Origin of the sequence: Kineococcus gynurae, assembly GCF_042433995.1 — a bacterium.
Lineage (GTDB): Bacteria > Actinomycetota > Actinomycetes > Actinomycetales > Kineococcaceae > Kineococcus > Kineococcus gynurae.
In genome coordinates this window covers 17054-32119 of record NZ_JBHLUI010000001.1, presented here as the reverse complement: position 1 = coordinate 32119, position 15066 = coordinate 17054, and the positions used below count along the sequence as shown (strand labels likewise).

Below are 15066 nucleotides of genomic sequence, written 5' to 3'. Positions count from 1 at the left end.
CCCGCGGCCCGACCAGCTCAGCCCGCGGGGACCCGGGCGTCCGCGGGCAGCTGCAGGGTCCAGCCGGGACGGATCAGGTCGGCGTCGAGCAGCCGTCCGCCGTCGGGTTGCACGCGGTCGCGGTTGAGGTCGTAGATCTCCCGGTACCGGAGCGGGTCGCCCAGCGTGCGCTCGGCGATGTCCCACAGGCACTCGTGGTGGCGGCCCTGCGGCGGCCGGACGACCCAGACCGGGCCGGGGGCGGCCTCGCGGGCGACGGTCTCCCGGGCGGCGGGGTGCGGGGTCGGGTCCGGGGTCGGGTCCGGGGTCGAGTCCGGGACCGGGGTCGGGCGGAGGTCCGGGACGGGGGCCGAGGTGGGTCCGGTCGTCGTACGCCCGCCCCAGGCCGGGTCGGGCAGCCCGGTCGGGACGTCGGTGGGCGCCGCGGTGCGGGGCCCGGCGGAGGTGACGACGGGCCGGTCGGCCGGGGGTGGAGCCGTGGGGGGCGCGGCGACGGCGACCGGGACGCCCGCGCCGAGCAGCAGGACGGTGGCCACCAGGCGGCGGGCCACGGCCCGGGTGGGGCCGGCGGGGGTGGGCCGGACGACGTCGCGCCGGTGGTCTCGCACCTCCAGGACGAGGCAGCCGAGCAGGTGGGCCCAGGCGGCCCAGAGCAGGACGGCGAGGAGGTCGAGGACGGCCCCTGGCCCGAGGGGGGCGAGCAGCCAGTCCGGACCCGGGGGCGTGCTCGGCAGCGGGTCGCCCACGAGCATCAGCAGACCCGCGGGCACCCCGACGACGAGCCCCACCAGCAGCAGGACCGCGAGCGCCCCGCGGAGGAGTTCGCCGGAGCGTTCCCGGGCGGTGAGCGGCCGGCGCGGAAGCCGGGACTGAAGCCGGGGCGAGGTCGGCACGGGTGGTTCCTCTCGGGGACGGGTCGGGTGGGGGGCGGGTCCGTCGGGCGCACCCGGCGGCGTCACGGCACCACCAGGGTCTGCACCTCGGTGACGCGGACCCCGGTGCTTCGCGGCACGAGGACGTCGCGGAAGGTCTGCCAGCTCGCCCCGTCGTCGTCGCTGAACTCGACGCGCCAGGTGGCCTCCGCCCGGGCGGTGAACACGTCGCGGGCGGTCACGGCCGATCCCGCGCCGGCGTCGTAGGACGTCCTGCGGTACTCGTAGGCGCAGACGTCGGGCCCGGCGCGGTCGTCCGTGCCGGCCAGCAGGAGCCGGCCGGAGCCGAGGCAGCGGGTCGGTCGGGCGTCCGGGTCGCCGCCGTCGACGGTGAGGTCGAGCAGGCGGGCGCGGAGCAGGACCGGCCCGGGCAGCGTCGGGGCGGAGGTCCCGACGAGGGAGAACGCGACCGGCTGCCGGACCCGCGGGCTGAGGACCGGGCTGACCACGAGGCGCCCGACGGTGATGGCGCCCGCGCGCTCCTCGCGCAGGTCGGCGTAGGCGCGTTGTCCCGGGGTGAGTTCCCACCAGAACGGCGGTCGGTCCGGGTCGTCGGCGCTGAGCACGACCTCGGAGGTGACCAGCTGGACGGGACCGGTGGGGATGCCGGTCGTGGGGTCGACGGGTGGGGAGAGGCAGACCTGGGTCCATTCCTCGGGCGCGGCGGTGGTGGGGGCCGCGACCACGGGGGTGGGCAGCGGGGCCGGGGTCGGCAGCGGGGCGGGGGTGGGCGGGGCGTCGACGGGCGCCGCCGTGGGGGTCGGTGCGGGCTCCGCGGTGGGGGTCGCGGTGGGGGTCGCGGTGGGGACGGGGGTCGGCGCGGGTCGGGGCGGGGCGCTGACCCGGTCGGGGGCGAGGTCGCGGGCCCCGGCGGGCAGCAGCCAGCAGGTCGGGGCGACGGCCCCGTCGAGGAGGTCTCGGAAGCTCCGCCAGCGCCCCTTGGCGCAGCTGCGTCCGTACCCGCCGGAGGAGTTCGACCAGAGGACGCAGGCCCCGCTGACCCGGGTGCTGCGCACGTCGGTGCTCTGCGGGCGGGCGGCCCCGGCCTCCGCGGCCACGGCGGGGGTGGTCGGCCCGAGCAGGGTGACGACGACCGCCAGGACGACGAGCAGGGCGGCGACCGGGGCTGCCCCGGTCGGACGGGGGCGGGTCGTGCCGGACATCAGAACTCCTCCGTCGTCACGGTGCTCGCCTCGGCTGCGCTGCAGTCGGTCCCGGCGACGAGATCGGCCAGCAGCCAGTCGTCGCCGACGCGCTGCAGGACGGCCCGGGCGATGCCGAGGTGGGGGTCGCCGAGGGGACGCCCCGTGCGCCGGTCGTGCTGCCAGCCGCGGTCCTGCAGGCAGAGGTCGAGGGCGAGGCGGTCCGGCCCGAGGGTCTCGGTGCGCAGGACCCCGACGGGGTAGGGCCCGGGCATGACGTCGCCGGTGTCGGCCGCGAGCTGCGGCAGGGCCCAGCGCGCGGCCGCCGGGGTCAGGGTCCGCAGCAGGTCGGCACGGGTCGCGGTGACGGTCGCCGGGTCGGCCCCGGGCGCGCCTGCGGCGTTCACGGCCCGTGCCTCGGCGCGCAGGTAGGCGTCGAGGGCGGCCTGCGCGGCGGCGCGGGTGCCGACGTCGACCGGGTCGCCGTCCACCGGGTCGACGTCGAGCGGGTCGGTGTCCGCGCGCGCCCCGGTGCCGATCGGGAGGTGGGCGGGGTGGGCCGGTGCGGCGGTCGGGGGCCGCACGGCCGGCGGGTCGGGGTCGGCGGGGGCGCGCGCGGTGAGCACGGTGCCGGTGACGACGAGCGCCGCCACCGCGGTGAGGCCACCGATCAGGCGGGCGGTGGGCCGGGTGGTGGGCCGGGTGGTGGGCCGGGTGGTGGGCCGGGTGGGTCGGCGGGGGCTCACCGGGCGTCCTGGAAGCGGATGCCGTCGACCGGTCGGGCGCGACCCTCGCCGGAGGCGTGCAGCTCGCGGACCCCGACGAGCCCGAGCAGCGAGGCGGGCTGGACGACGTCGACGTGGGCCTGCACGACGAGACGGCGCGGGTCGCCCGCGCCGACCGCGTCGATGCCGCGGAAGCAGCCGTCGGGGTCGCGGATGGGGGCTCCGGCGGCGACGGCGTCGCGGCAGTAGGCGACGACGCGGGCGCGCACCTCGGCCTCGGGGGCGAGCCGGAGCTCGGCGGAGTCGAGGTCGACGGCGGCGGCGCCGGCGCGGGCGGCCTCCTCCGCGTAGCCGACCGCCTGGCCGCGGGCGTCGAGCTGGCGGGCGGAGTCGACGACGAGTCCGGCCAGCAGGAGCAGGACGAGGGCGAGGGCGGGCACGGCGACGCCGATCGACCCGTCCTCGCGCGCGGTGGCGGGAACGGGGACGGGGGTGGGGTCGGGGCGGAGGGGTCGGTGGTTCACGAGACCTCCCGGTTGGGGTCGAGCGGTGAGGAGAAGGAACTGCTCAGGCGGAGTTCGCCGGGGGCCGAGGGCAGTCCCAGGTCGAGCACCGAGAAGCGGCAGTGCGCGCGGACGGTGACCGCCCGGCCCGGCGTGAAGGGTCCGACGGGGTCGAGCTGCAGGGAGTCCGCGCAGTCCCCGGGGCCGAGCGCGTCGAGCACGACGCTGCGCGCGGCGAGCGCCGCGTCGCCGGCCGAGCGTTGTCCGGTGGCGGTGCGCGCGGCGTCGCGGACGCCGGCGTCGAGGGCGGCGTGGACGTGCCCGAGCCGGGCCCAGGTCAGCAGCAGGGCGAGGAGCAGGAGCAGGACGGGGGCGGCCAGGGTGAGCTCGAGCGCGGCCGTCCCGGCGTCGGCGGGACCCCGGCGGGTGGTCCGGCGGGTGGTCCGGGGGGTCATCGGCCGTCGCCGAAGCGTTCGACGGACCCCTGCGCCCGGCCGGTGACGGCGAGGTGCAGGCCGGGGACGAGGGTGATGGTCGTCCCGGTGACCGCGACCTCGACGCGGGGCCGGCCGGTGGGGTCGGTGACCCACGTCGAGGCGACGGTGGCGTCGGTGAGCGCCTCGCGACCGAGGGTCCCGGCGTAGCCGCGCACGTGGGCCTCCACGACGGGTCGGTAGAGCTCGGCGGTGCGGGCGTCGGCGGCGAGCCGGTACTGCGAGACCCCCTCCCGGGCGGCCTGCTGGGCCACGGCGCGTCCGTAGCCCCAGAGCCCGACCTGGACGGCGGTGAAGACGAGGAGGAGCAGGGCCGGGGCGACGACGGCGAGCTCGAGGGCGGCCGAACCCCGGTCGCGCGTGCCGGTGCCGCGGGGGGTCAGCAGGAGGTGCCGACGGCCGCGGAGGCGCAGGTCTGCAGGGCAGCGCTCTTCTGCTGCACGATCCCGTAGACCACTCCACCGATGACCGAGGCGGCCACGACGACGACCGCCGCGATCACCGCCCACTCCAGCGCGGAGGCGCCGAGGTCGCGGACCGTGCGGTGCTCGTGGCGCAGGCGGGTGAGCAGGGTGAGTCCGAGCAGGCGCGGGGAGGGGCGCGTCGTGCGGGTCGCGGGCGGGTGCGGGGGGCTCGACGGGGTGCGGCGCGGGGCGGGCGTGCGGACGAGGGTGGCGGTCATCGCGGGTCTCCTGGTCGGGGTTCTGGTCGGGCTTCTCGTGGAGGTTCGGGTGGAGGTTCGGGTGGAGGTTCGGGTGGAGGTCCGGGTCGCCGTGGTGCCGGGCGGCGCGGGTGCGGGGGGCGGTCACGTCTGGGCCAGCAGGCTCGCGAGCGCCGGGTAGGCGAGGAAGACCAGGAACGCGGTGCAGAGCAGCAGCTGCGCCACGAGCATCGACTGGGCCCGTTCCCCGGCCTCGCCCTCGGTGTCCGACATCTCCTTGCGCCGCAGGGTGGCGGCGCGGGCGGCGAGGCTGGCGCGGATGGTGGCGCCGTCCTCGGCGGCGAGGGTGAGGGTGCCGGCGAGGTCGCGCAGTTCGTCGACGGCGACGTCCTCGCCCAGGGCGGCCAGGGCCTGCCAGGGGGAGGTGGCGTGCAGGCGGGCCTCGGTGAGCGCGCGGCGCAGCCGCTGCATCGCCCAGTGCTCGCTGATGCTGGTCGAGGCGAGGAGGGCCTCGGGCAGTCCGCGGCCCCCGGCGAGGTTCATGGCGACGAGGTCGGCGAAGACGCCGACGACGCGGCGGAACTCCCGGCGACGGGTGCGGGCCTGTGCGCGCAGCGCCAGGGCGGGGGCGAGGGCGCCGGTCGCGGCCAGCGCGAGGGCCGCCACGAGCGGGACGGTCGCGGGCAGCGGGACCCCGGTCAGGCGCAGGCCGATCCAGGCCGCCGGAGCGGTGAGCAGCAGCACGAGCCCGACGAGGAGGCTGGTGGCGAGGAAGGCGCCGGGGTCGCGGTCGCAGACGGCGAGGTCGGCGCGCAGCCGCGGCAGCCGGGGTCCGTGCCGGTCCAGCAGGTCCAGCAGCCGGGGGCCCCACCGGTCGGCCAGGCGGGGGCGGCCGGGGGTGAGGTCGGCGGTCGGGGCGGCGGTCGGACCGGCGGTCGGACCGGCGGTCGGACCGGCGGGTCGGGTCGGCGCGTCGAGGCGGGCCAGGCGGGTGGCCAGGGCCGGACGGGCGGGCAGCAGGGCGTGGGCGAGCAGGAGCAGGCCGAACCCCACGAGCGCCCCGGTGAGAGCGGCGCCGGTCACGACGTCCTCCCGGGGTGGGTGCCGACGGCGGGTACGAGGAGCCGGGCGGGGGTCTCGGGGGCGGAGAGGCGGCGCAGCCAGAGCAGTCCCAGCAGCAGCAACCCGGCCACGAGGGCGAGGACGAGCTGGCCGCCGAGGGTCGCGTAGGGGGCGACGTAGCTGCGGTTGGTGAGGGTGAGCAGGGCCATGACCCCGAGGACGACGACGAGCACGATGCGGACGCTGCGGTGGATGCTGCGGCGTTCCGCCTCGACGCGGCGGCGGGCGTCGAGCTCCTCCCGGGTGGAGACGGCCAGGGCGGTCAGGACGTCGCGCAGGCCGGGGCCGCGCAGCCGGGCGTTGAGGACGAGGGCGGCGACGACGACGTCGGCGGCCGGGTCGTCGAGGTCGTCGGCGAGGCGGAGGAGGGCACCGGGCAGGGGTTCGCGCATCCGGAGCCGGTCGACCAGGCGGTGCAGGGGGCGGCGCAGCGCGGGCCCGGCGGTGCCCGCCCCGGCGTGGACGGCCTGTTCGAGGCCGACCGAGCCGGCGATGCTGTCGCGCAACGACTCCGTCCACCCGGCCAGGGCCTCCGGCCGGGCCGTGCCCCGGCCGTGGTCGCCGGTGGTGGCCACGAGTCGTTCCCAACCGAGGACGAGCGCCCCGACGCCGAGCGCGGCCACGACCCACCGGGTCGCGACGAGGGTGAGCACGGCGGCGGCGAGGGCGAGCAGCCACCGGCGGCGACGGGCCGGGGTGAGCGCGGGGGTGCGGGGCCGGACGGGGGTCCCGGGTCGCGGGCGGGCGCGGGGCAGCGAGGCGAGGGTGAGCAGCCAGAGCCCGAGGCCCACCCCGGTCCCGGTCAGGGTCAGCAGGGTCGTGGGGACGGTCATCGGGTCCCTGCCAGCCAGGCGTCCCACCCGGTCCAGCCGACGGCCTCGAGGTCCTCGCCGCAGGCCGGTGGGGTCGCCGGTCGGGCGGGCCCCTCGCTGCGCGGCGGGGTCGCGAAGATCTCGCTGGAGAGGACGCGGCCGTCGACCCCGGTGATCTCGCGGACGCTGGCGACCCGACGACGGAGCGTCCCGTCGGCCCCCGGGCCGCGGCGCAGGAAGACGACGAGGTCCAGCGCTCCGGCGAGGAGGTGGTGGGTGGCCTCGACCGGGAGGCGTTCGGCGGCCTGCAGCGCGTAGGTCGCGACGCGGTCGAAGACGGCGGCGGAGGAGTTCGCGTGGATCGTGGACAGCGAGCCGTCGTTGCCCTGGCTCATGGCGTTGAGCATGGTGACGATCTCGTCGCCGAGGACCTCCCCGACGATGACCCGGCTGGGGTTCATGCGCAGCGAGCGGCGCACGAGGTCGGCCAGGGTCACCGCGCCGCGCCCCTCCGCGTTGGGGAGGCGTTCCTCGAGGGCCAGGCAGTTGGGGTGCGCCGCCGAGGCGTCCAGGCCGAGCTCCAGGGCGCGTTCGACGGTGATGAGCCGCTCGGCGGGCGGGATCTCGGCGGCCAGCGCGCGCAGCAGGGTCGTCTTCCCGGAGTTCGTGGAACCCGCGATCATGATGTTCTTCCGGGCACGGACGGCGGCGGCCAGGAAGTCGGCGAGGTCGGCGTCGAGGGTCCCGTTGCGTTCGAGGTCGGCCAGGGTGGGTTCGGTCAGCCGCGCGCGGCGGATGCTGAGGGCCGGGCGGCGGCAGACGCCCATGACCGCCGACAGCCGGGACCCGTCGGGCAGGCGCAGGTCGAGCTGCGGGTTGGCCGCGTCGAAGGCCCGGGAGCTGAGCCCGACGTTGGCGGCGAGCACCTGGACGAGCTCGACGAGGTCGTCGTCGGTATCGGCGACCGGGTCGAGGAGTTCCTCGCGACCGTCGGCGTAGCCGACGAAGACGCGGTCGCAGCCGTTGACGTCGACGTTCTCGACGTCGGGATCCTCGAGCAGGGGTTGCAGGCGTCCGACGCCGAACAGGGCGGCGACGACGGCCGCCGCGTGCAGCTCCTCGGCGACGGCGGACAGCGGCGGGCGTCCGGCGGCGACCTCGGCGCGGGCGTGGTCCTCGAGGACCTGCACGACGAGGGAACGGGCGTAGGCCCGCTCGTCCTCGGGGTCGAGGGGTCGGGCGTCCTCGGCCCGCCGTCGGTCGCTCAGCAGGTCGGCGACGCGGCTGCGCAGAGCCCGGACGAGGTCGTGGTCGATGCGCCGGAGCGGGCCGCGGGGGCCGGCACCGGGGTCGCGCGGCGCGGGGACCGGGGTGCTCATGGGCGGTCCCCCGTCAGGCTGGGCACGGCCGTCGGCGGCGCGGTCGCGAGATGGGCGAGATGGGCGAGATGGTCGAGGTGCTCGGCCAGGGCGCGGACGAGGCCACGGCCGGCCCGCACCAGGGCGGTGCGTTCCGGGCGGGGTCCGGGGGTCCCGGCGAAGACGGCCGCCCCGGCGGGGTCGTGCGGCAGCGGGGACAGGTCGAGGACGCCCAGCCCGCTGCGGCGGGCGGTGTCCTGCAGGACCGCGACGGCGGTGCCCGCGTCACGGCGGGTGCCCCCGACGACGAGCGGGGCCACGACGGGGACGGTCCCACCGGAGCGGGTGAGGACGTCGGCCAGGGCCACCGCGCGGGTCCGGGTGTGGGCCAGTGCGGCCAGCTCGGGGGTGAGCACGACGACGACGAGGTCGGCGACGGCCAGCAGCGGCGCCGTGGGGGCGCTCGAGGGCGACCCGAGCCGCCCGGTGTCGACCATCAGGTCGGTGGCGGTCCCGGCGGCCCGCACCGCCCCGGCCAGCACGGTCCACGACGTGCGGGCGGCCTCGGCCTGCTCGGGACGGCCGAGCCCGCTGATCACGGGCAGCCCCCCGTCGAGGGTGCGGGTCTCGGCGAGGACGTCGGCGGCGTCGAGGCCGTGGCGGGCCGCGGTGAGCAGGCGCAGCATCCCGGAGTCCTCGCCCCCGGACCGCGAGCCCAGGCGCAGGGCGACGTCACCGCCGGACGGGTCGGCGTCGAGGACCACCGCGGGGCGCGGCCAGAGCGCGGCGGTGAGCGTGGCGACCGTGCTGACGCCGGGGGCCCCGGTGGCCGAGCAGAACGCGACGACGGCCACGGCTCAGCCCGCCCGGAGGAGGTCGACGGTGGGGGTGGTCGTGGCGGCGAGCCGTACCAGGGCGATCTGCCCGGCCGCGGCGGCCGCGACGACGGCGGGCGCCTGCTCCTCGTCCACCAGCAGGGACACGGTGTCGCTGCCCGTGCCGGCCGCGGTCAGCCCGGCCCCTGCGGCGGCGTCGGCACCGGCGCCGGTGGCCAGCACGCGGGCGGCGGGGACGAGCACGTCGCCGGGCGAACCGGCCGCCGGGGCCGCACCGGTCGCCGCGGCCGTGTCGGCGACCAGGAAGACCCGGACCACGTCGCCGACGGCCAGGGGTGCGCTGGGGCGCTGCGCGTCGGACAGGACCGCGCCCACGACGACGGCCCCCTCGGGCACCGCGTCACCGGCCACGGTCATGGCCGGGTTCAGCAGGGTTCCCGCCGGGATGCGCGTCCCGGCGGAACTGCCGACGAAGGCCGCGGCGGAGGCGGCGGGGACGAGGGCGGCCCCGTCCGCGGCCACCCGGGTCGTCCCGAGGTCCTCCGCCGTGATCCGGGCCCCCGGGGCCACGTCGCGGGTGACGACGACCACCTCGGCGCGGTCGCCGCTGCGGTGCACCAGGAGCGCACCGCCGAGCGTGCCCCCGAGGACCAGGACCGCGCCGAGCGCGGCCAGCCCCGGACGGCGTTCGCGGACGGGGGTCAGCGGGCGGCGGGTGGCCTCCCGTGCCGGCCGGTCGAGCGTGGCGGCGCGCATGGTTCCTCCTTGCGGTTCGGTGGGGGTGGGTCGTCCCGGCCGGGGACGGCCGGCGTCCGGGGCGGGACGGGGTTCGGGTCGCCGCGGAACGCGCGGTCCCCGGACGCGACGGACGAACTGTTTGCGGCACAGGGGGTCCGGACGAGCGGACGAGTCGGCGGTCGGAGTTCCTTCGCTCCGCCGAACAGTTCGAGCATCACACCATCGGCGGGCGTCGCGACCACGTCGGGCGGGGTTTCCCCCCGGACGGACGCGTGGTGATCACCCGGCCCGACGAATCACCGGCGGGGAATTCCGCACTCCGGGTGATCGTCTGTGGATTGCCCGCCGGCGCGTCCGGAACCTGCTCTCGGGACGCGTCGGCTGTCCCCGGACCGCGACGACGAAGGCCCCCGTCGCGGACGACGGGGGCCTTCGGGACGGGACGGGTGATCAGGGGGCGGGGGTGCCGTCCGTCTCGCGCAGGGCGGCGGAGAGGATGTCGGCGACCGCCCCCACCCGGGGTTCGCGCAGGATCGACATGTGCTCACCGGGCACGTCGATGATGCGCGCCGGGCCGGACAGGTGGTCGTCCCACTTGCGCCGGGCGGCCGCGTCGACGTCGTCGGCGGCCACGACCACGACGGTCCGGCCCGGGTAGACGTCGGTGCGGTAGAAGCGCTGCAGGAACATGCCCTGGCGGAAGAACCGGATGTAGTGACCGAGCCCCGGGTGCGGCGCGATCCCGGTGAGGGCCAGCGAGACCGCCTCCTTGGCCTTCGCCGTGAGCGTCGGGAACTCCCCGTGGGGGGCGAGACCCGGTTCCGGCGGGAAGGAGTCCAGGACGGCCAGCAGTTCCACCTCCTGGCCCGCGGCCCGCAGCTGCTGGGCCATCTCCAGGGCGACGAGGCCACCGAAGGAGTGCCCGGCCAGCCGGTAGGGACCCTCGGGCTGACGGGCCCGGACCACCTTCAGGTGACGACGGGCGATGGCGCGCACCGACCAGTCCGGGATCCCCCGGTTCTCCAACCCGTGGGCCTGCAACCCGATCACGGGGACGTCGGCCTCGATCCGGTGCGCGAGCGTGCGCAGGGCCAGGGCCGCGCTGCCGGCCCCGGCGACCAGGTAGAGCGCCCGGCCCTGCCCCTCGGGCCGCAACGGGACGAGGGTCGGGGTGGACGTGCGCGTCCCGGCCCGGGCGACGTCGGCGAACCGGGCGACCGTGGGCGCCTCGGCGAGCACCGACGTGCTCAGCGTCCCGACCCGCTCGCCGGCGACCGCCAGCATGCGACTGACGAGGGCCTCGGCGGCGAGGGAGTCACCGCCGAGCTCGAAGAAGTCGTCGTGGATGCTGAACTCGTCGAGCTCCAGGACGGCCGCGAACTGCTCGAAGACGATCTCCTCCCAGCTGCTGCGCGGCGCCTCCCACGGCGCGGAGCTGAGCGGGGGTTCGGGCAGCGCCGAGCGGTCGAGCTTGCCGCGCTCGGTGCGCGGCAGCGCGTCCAGGAACACGACGTGCTCGGGCACGAAGTGCGAGGGCAGCTCGGCGCGGACGGCGGCCCGCACGGCCGAGGCCTGGGGACGGGGACCGTCGGGCACCACGTAGCTGACCAGGACGGTGCGCCCGGTGCGGGGCGAGGGCCGGCCCACCGTGAGGGCCTCGCGCACGTCGGGCTGGGTGAACAGCAGGGCGTCCACCTCGCCGGGCTCCACGAGGAGACCACGAATCTTGACGCTGTGGTCGCTGCGCCCCAGCAGCCGCAGGCAGCCGTCGGACCCCAGCGTGCCGATGTCGGAGGTGCGGAAGGACCGGGTGCCGTCGGGGTGCTCGGTCCAGACCGCCGCGGTCCGCTCCGGGTCGCGGTAGTAGCTGCCCCCCAGCCAGCGGCTGCGCAGGACGACGCGGCCGGTGCCCTCGGTGTGGCGCACCCCCTGCTCGTCCTCGACGGCGAGCGTGGCCCCGGGCACCGCCCACCCCACCGGGGTGGCCCCGCTCGGCGAGGGGTCGTCAGCCTCCAGGGCGTACTCGGTCATCAACCAGGTCTCGGTGGAGCCGTAGCGGTTGCGCAGCGAGCAGCCCGGACCGACGGCCCGGCGGATCGCCTCCAGCTCGCGCCCGTGGACGGTCTCCCCCGCCATCGTCAGCGACCGCAGCCCGTCGAGACGGCCCGTGGGTCCCAGTGCGGCCAGCGCCCCGCGCAGGATCGCGGGTGAGGCCAGCAGGGTGTCGGCCCCGACCTGCCGCATCCAGGCCGGCAGCTCCGAGACCGAACGGCTGCGCGGGTCGAACAGCTGCAACGTCGCCCCGGACAGCAGGCCGGCGAAGGTCACGCAGATCCCGGCGCTGAAGGCCATCGGGAGGAGGTGCACCACGGTGCGTCCGGCGCCGTAGCAGTCGGTGCCGGTGGAGTTCACCCAGGCGTCGTGCAGGATCGAGCGGTGGTCGCAGGCCACCCCCTTGGGGGCCCCGGTCGAGCCGGAGGTGTAGACGATGAGGGCGACGTCCTCGGGACGCGCGGTGCGGGCCAGCAGCTCCGCGGCGACGGCGGGGAGGGTGGCCGGGTCGTGGGATCCGGGCGGGTCGTCGCGCTCCGGGTCGAGGACCAGCTCGGCGACCTCGGCCGCGGTCGCGGCCCGGGCGGCGTCGCTGATGCAGACGGTGGTCCCGGCGGCCTGGACGTAGTGGCGCAGGCGCGGGGCCGGCGTCGTCGGGTCCAGCACGACGACCGGGACCCCGGCCGCGACGACCCCGACGATCGCGGCGACCGCGCCCACGTCGTGACCGCGCAGCACCGCCACCGGCGCGTCGCTGCCCGACCGCAGCACGGCCGCGCGCACGCTCGCGGCCCTCCGCAGCAGGTCGGCCCCCGTCAACGCGGCCCGGTCGTCGGCGACGACCACCTCACCGGCGCGGGCCAGGGCGACCTCGACGATGCGGGGCATCAGGTGTCCCTGGGCGAGTTCCTCGGTCAGGGGTGCGAACGCGGTCACCGGGTGGGCGCTGGAGTGCCGCGGGACGTGCCTGTTCTCTCGCGTCGCGCCACCGTCCTGGTCCGGCGCGATCCCCGTCCGGTCCGCTCCGGTTCCCGTCCGGTCCGCTCCGGTTCCCGTCCGGTCCGCTCCGGTCGGGAACGCCCCCGCGTCCCCGGCCGCGCCGAGCTGATGGTCGCCCATCGTTCCCCCCATCGTCTGGTGACGGGGACTGTAGCCCGGAATTCCGACACGGCCGGGAGCTCTGAACCCTGTTGCGCCGCACAGAGGTCCGTCCGGTGGGTGAAGTCGACTCAGCGTCGCGAAGCCGTCACCGTGAGGTGTTCACCCGGGCGGAGCAACGGTCGCCGTCCGCCCCGGGGCGGGTCAGGCCGCGTCGCCGCGGGCGATGAGTTCGCGCGCCAGTTGGCGGTAGGCCTGGGCGCCCGCGTGGGTGCTCGCGTAGGAGGTGATGGGTTCGGCGGCCACGGTGGCGTCGGGGAACTTCACGGTGCGTCCGATGACCGTGTGGAACACGTCGTCGCCGAACGCGCCGACGACCCGGGCGACGACCTCGCGGCTGTGCAGCGTCCGGCCGTCGAACATCGTGGCCAGGATCCCGTCGATCTCCAGGGCCGGGTTCAACCGTTCCTGGACCTTCTCGATGGTCTCGACCAGCAGGGCCACCCCGCGCAACGCGAAGAACTCGCACTCCAGGGGGATGAGGACGCCGTGCGAGGCGGTCAGCGCGTTGACGGTGAGCAGCCCCAGCGAGGGCTGGCAGTCGATGAGGACGACGTCGTAGTCGGACAGCACGGGGCGCAGCGCGCGGGCCAGCACGCTCTCCCGCGCCACCTCCCCGACCAGCTGCACCTCGGCCGCGGAGAGGTCGATGTTGGCCGGCAGCAGGTCCAGGCCCGGCACCGCGGTCTCGCGCACGACCTCGCGCACGTCGACCCCGCGGTCCATCAGCAGCTGGTACACGGTGTGGTCGAGCTCGTGCGGGTTCACCCCGAGCCCCACCGAGAGCGCGCCCTGCGGGTCGAAGTCGACGAGCAGCACCCGTCGGCCGTACTCCGCCAGCGCCGCGCCCAGGTTGATCGTGGTGGTCGTCTTGCCGACGCCGCCCTTCTGGTTGCACATGGCGATGACCCGGGCCGGACCGTGCTGCTCCAGGGGGGCCGGCACGGGGAAGACCGGCAACGGGCGACCCGTGGGTCCCGCGGTCGGTCCGATGGCGATCTGCTGCTGCCCGGGGCCGTCGTCGGCCGGGGCGTCCTCGGGTGCGGGCTCGGGCGACGGCTCGGGCTCGGGCTCCGGAGCGAGGTGCGGCTCCGGCGAGGCGGGCCCGGCGAGCTGGTCAGGACCCTCGAGGACGCTCTCGGTGCGGTGGGACGGCACCGGGGTGGCGGGCTCGACGACCGGCTCGACGACGGCGTCGCGCACGGGGTCGGAGGTCCAGGACTGCTCGCTGGTCACAGGAGGGGCACTTCCTCGTCGAGGTCGGCGGGTCGCGACGACCTTAGTCCGCCCCTTCGCGCACCGTCACGACGGCTCGCGCACCGACGGCCTCAGCCGGCCGCGGGTCGGGGGCCGGGGTGGCGCGCCGGCCCGCGCGTCCCCCGCGAGCCACCCCTCGGGTGGGTCTCGGCGTGGACCTCGCGCAGCGTGTCGACGGTGACCTGCGTGTAGACCTGGGTCGTCGCCACGGAGGCGTGCCCGAGCAGCTCCTGCACCACGCGGACATCGGCCCCGCCCCGCAGCAGGTGGGTGGCGAAGGAGTGGCGCAGGGTGTGCGGCCCCACCGCGCGCTCGATGCCCGCGCGACCGGCCGCGGCCTGGAGCACGGCCCACGCGCTCTGCCGGGACAGCCGGCTGCCCCGGGCGTTGAGGAACAGGGCCGGACCGCCGCGGACGGCGAGCGCCGGTCGGGCCCGCACGAGGTAGGCCTGGACGGCGGCCCTCGCGAAGGAGCCCATGGGGACCACGCGCTCCTTGGACCCCTTGCCGCGCAACCGGATGAGTCCGTCCTCGGCCGAGGGCCCGGACAGCAGCAGGGCGACGTCGTCGACGTCGAGCCCGACGACCTCGCTGATCCGGGCGCCGCAGCCGTAGAGGAGTTCCAGCAGTGCGCGGTCGCGCAGCCCGGTGGGGCCGGGCACCTGCTCTGCCGCGGCCAGCAGGGCCGTGACCTCCTCGACGGTGAGGGCGTGCGGGAGGCGCCGGGGTGGGGCCGGGGGCCGGACGGCGGCGGCGGGATCGTCCGCGCAGCGTCCCTCGGCCTGCAGGAAGCGGTGCCAGCCGCGCAGCGCCGAGGCGGTCCGGGCCGTCGAGGCGGCGGTGAGCGGGGCGAGGCCGTCCTCGCCGCCGCGCAGGGCGGCGACGAAGTCGGCCACGTGGGCGGCGCGGACGTCCTCGACCCGCTGCACCCCGTGGCCGGCCAGGAAGCGGAGGTAGCGCTGCAGGTCGCGGCGGTAGGCGGCGAGGGTGTTGGCGGCCAGACCCCGCTCGACCCCCAGGTGCCCGAGGTACTCCTCGAGGGCGCCGACGAGGCCCGACGACGGCTCGCGCGCGGGGGCGGGGGCCGGCTCGAGCACGCTCGGAGCCTAGTGGCCGGGACCGGGACCGGGACCGCGGCCCACGGGCCGGCAGCGTGATCGGCGAGCCGCCGCGGTCCCCACCGGCCCCACCGGGACCCCCGGGACCCACCCGGACCCACCCGGACCCACACCGGCCCCACCGGGGCCCGGGTGGGACCTTCGTCCCGGACCGGTCA

Annotated in this window: 15 protein-coding genes; all 15 read right to left on the bottom strand. The window is 77.3% G+C overall.

Translation table 11 applies throughout. The features are described from left to right. Window positions 1–17: 17 nt before the first annotated feature. Entirely contained in the window at window positions 18–893 is an 876-nt protein-coding gene (locus ACFFKU_RS00155) for a LysM peptidoglycan-binding domain-containing protein (protein WP_380134245.1), read from the bottom strand. A 62-nt stretch (window positions 894–955) separates the two neighbouring features. Beyond that, window positions 956–2095, bottom strand: a complete 1140-nt coding sequence (locus ACFFKU_RS00150; protein WP_380134243.1) for a hypothetical protein — start codon at window positions 2093–2095, stop codon at window positions 956–958. Beyond that, window positions 2095–2820: a hypothetical protein gene (locus ACFFKU_RS00145; RefSeq protein ID WP_380134241.1), complete on the bottom strand. Its 726-nt coding sequence runs from the start codon at window positions 2818–2820 to the stop codon at window positions 2095–2097. Before ACFFKU_RS00145 ends, ACFFKU_RS00150 begins: the two co-directional genes overlap by 1 nt. Next, a complete protein-coding gene (locus ACFFKU_RS00140; protein WP_380134238.1) occupies window positions 2817–3323 on the bottom strand; it encodes a pilus assembly protein TadG-related protein in 507 nt (168 codons plus the stop codon). The genes ACFFKU_RS00145 and ACFFKU_RS00140 overlap by 4 nt, the downstream gene beginning before the upstream one ends. Next, window positions 3320–3757 (bottom strand): TadE/TadG family type IV pilus assembly protein, encoded by a 438-nt coding sequence (locus ACFFKU_RS00135; RefSeq protein ID WP_380134237.1) that lies wholly within the window; start codon window positions 3755–3757, stop codon window positions 3320–3322. The genes ACFFKU_RS00140 and ACFFKU_RS00135 overlap by 4 nt, the downstream gene beginning before the upstream one ends. Continuing rightward, window positions 3754–4179: a TadE family protein gene (locus tag ACFFKU_RS00130; protein ID WP_380134431.1), complete on the bottom strand. Its 426-nt coding sequence runs from the start codon at window positions 4177–4179 to the stop codon at window positions 3754–3756. The genes ACFFKU_RS00135 and ACFFKU_RS00130 overlap by 4 nt, the downstream gene beginning before the upstream one ends. Then, window positions 4176–4478, bottom strand: a complete 303-nt coding sequence (locus ACFFKU_RS00125) for a hypothetical protein (RefSeq protein WP_380134235.1) — start codon at window positions 4476–4478, stop codon at window positions 4176–4178. Before ACFFKU_RS00125 ends, ACFFKU_RS00130 begins: the two co-directional genes overlap by 4 nt. Before the next feature lie 123 nt (window positions 4479–4601). Next, complete coding sequence (locus ACFFKU_RS00120) at window positions 4602–5540, bottom strand: type II secretion system F family protein (RefSeq protein WP_380134233.1); 939 nt, start codon at window positions 5538–5540, stop codon at window positions 4602–4604. After that, window positions 5537–6412, bottom strand: coding sequence for a type II secretion system F family protein (locus ACFFKU_RS00115; RefSeq protein WP_380134230.1), 876 nt, complete (start codon window positions 6410–6412; stop codon window positions 5537–5539). Before ACFFKU_RS00115 ends, ACFFKU_RS00120 begins: the two co-directional genes overlap by 4 nt. Further along, a complete protein-coding gene (locus tag ACFFKU_RS00110; RefSeq protein WP_380134227.1) occupies window positions 6409–7770 on the bottom strand; it encodes a TadA family conjugal transfer-associated ATPase in 1362 nt (453 codons plus the stop codon). Before ACFFKU_RS00110 ends, ACFFKU_RS00115 begins: the two co-directional genes overlap by 4 nt. Next, on the bottom strand, window positions 7767–8603 hold the full coding sequence (locus tag ACFFKU_RS00105) for a hypothetical protein (protein ID WP_380134224.1): 837 nt from the start codon (window positions 8601–8603) through the stop codon (window positions 7767–7769). Before ACFFKU_RS00105 ends, ACFFKU_RS00110 begins: the two co-directional genes overlap by 4 nt. A gap of 3 nt (window positions 8604–8606) precedes the next feature. Beyond that, window positions 8607–9341, bottom strand: a complete 735-nt coding sequence (locus ACFFKU_RS00100) for an SAF domain-containing protein (RefSeq protein WP_380134222.1) — start codon at window positions 9339–9341, stop codon at window positions 8607–8609. Window positions 9342–9773: 432 nt separating this feature from the next. Continuing rightward, entirely contained in the window at window positions 9774–12311 is a 2538-nt protein-coding gene (locus ACFFKU_RS00095; protein ID WP_380134220.1) for an AMP-binding protein, read from the bottom strand. Window positions 12312–12677: 366 nt separating this feature from the next. Continuing rightward, the gene (locus tag ACFFKU_RS00090; RefSeq protein WP_380134428.1) at window positions 12678–13532 is read right to left on the bottom strand and encodes a ParA family protein; all 855 of its coding nucleotides are present in this window, start codon (window positions 13530–13532) and stop codon (window positions 12678–12680) included. A 329-nt stretch (window positions 13533–13861) separates the two neighbouring features. Then, window positions 13862–14887: a site-specific tyrosine recombinase XerD gene (locus ACFFKU_RS00085; RefSeq protein ID WP_380134218.1), complete on the bottom strand. Its 1026-nt coding sequence runs from the start codon at window positions 14885–14887 to the stop codon at window positions 13862–13864. Window positions 14888–15066: the final 179 nt, after the last annotated feature.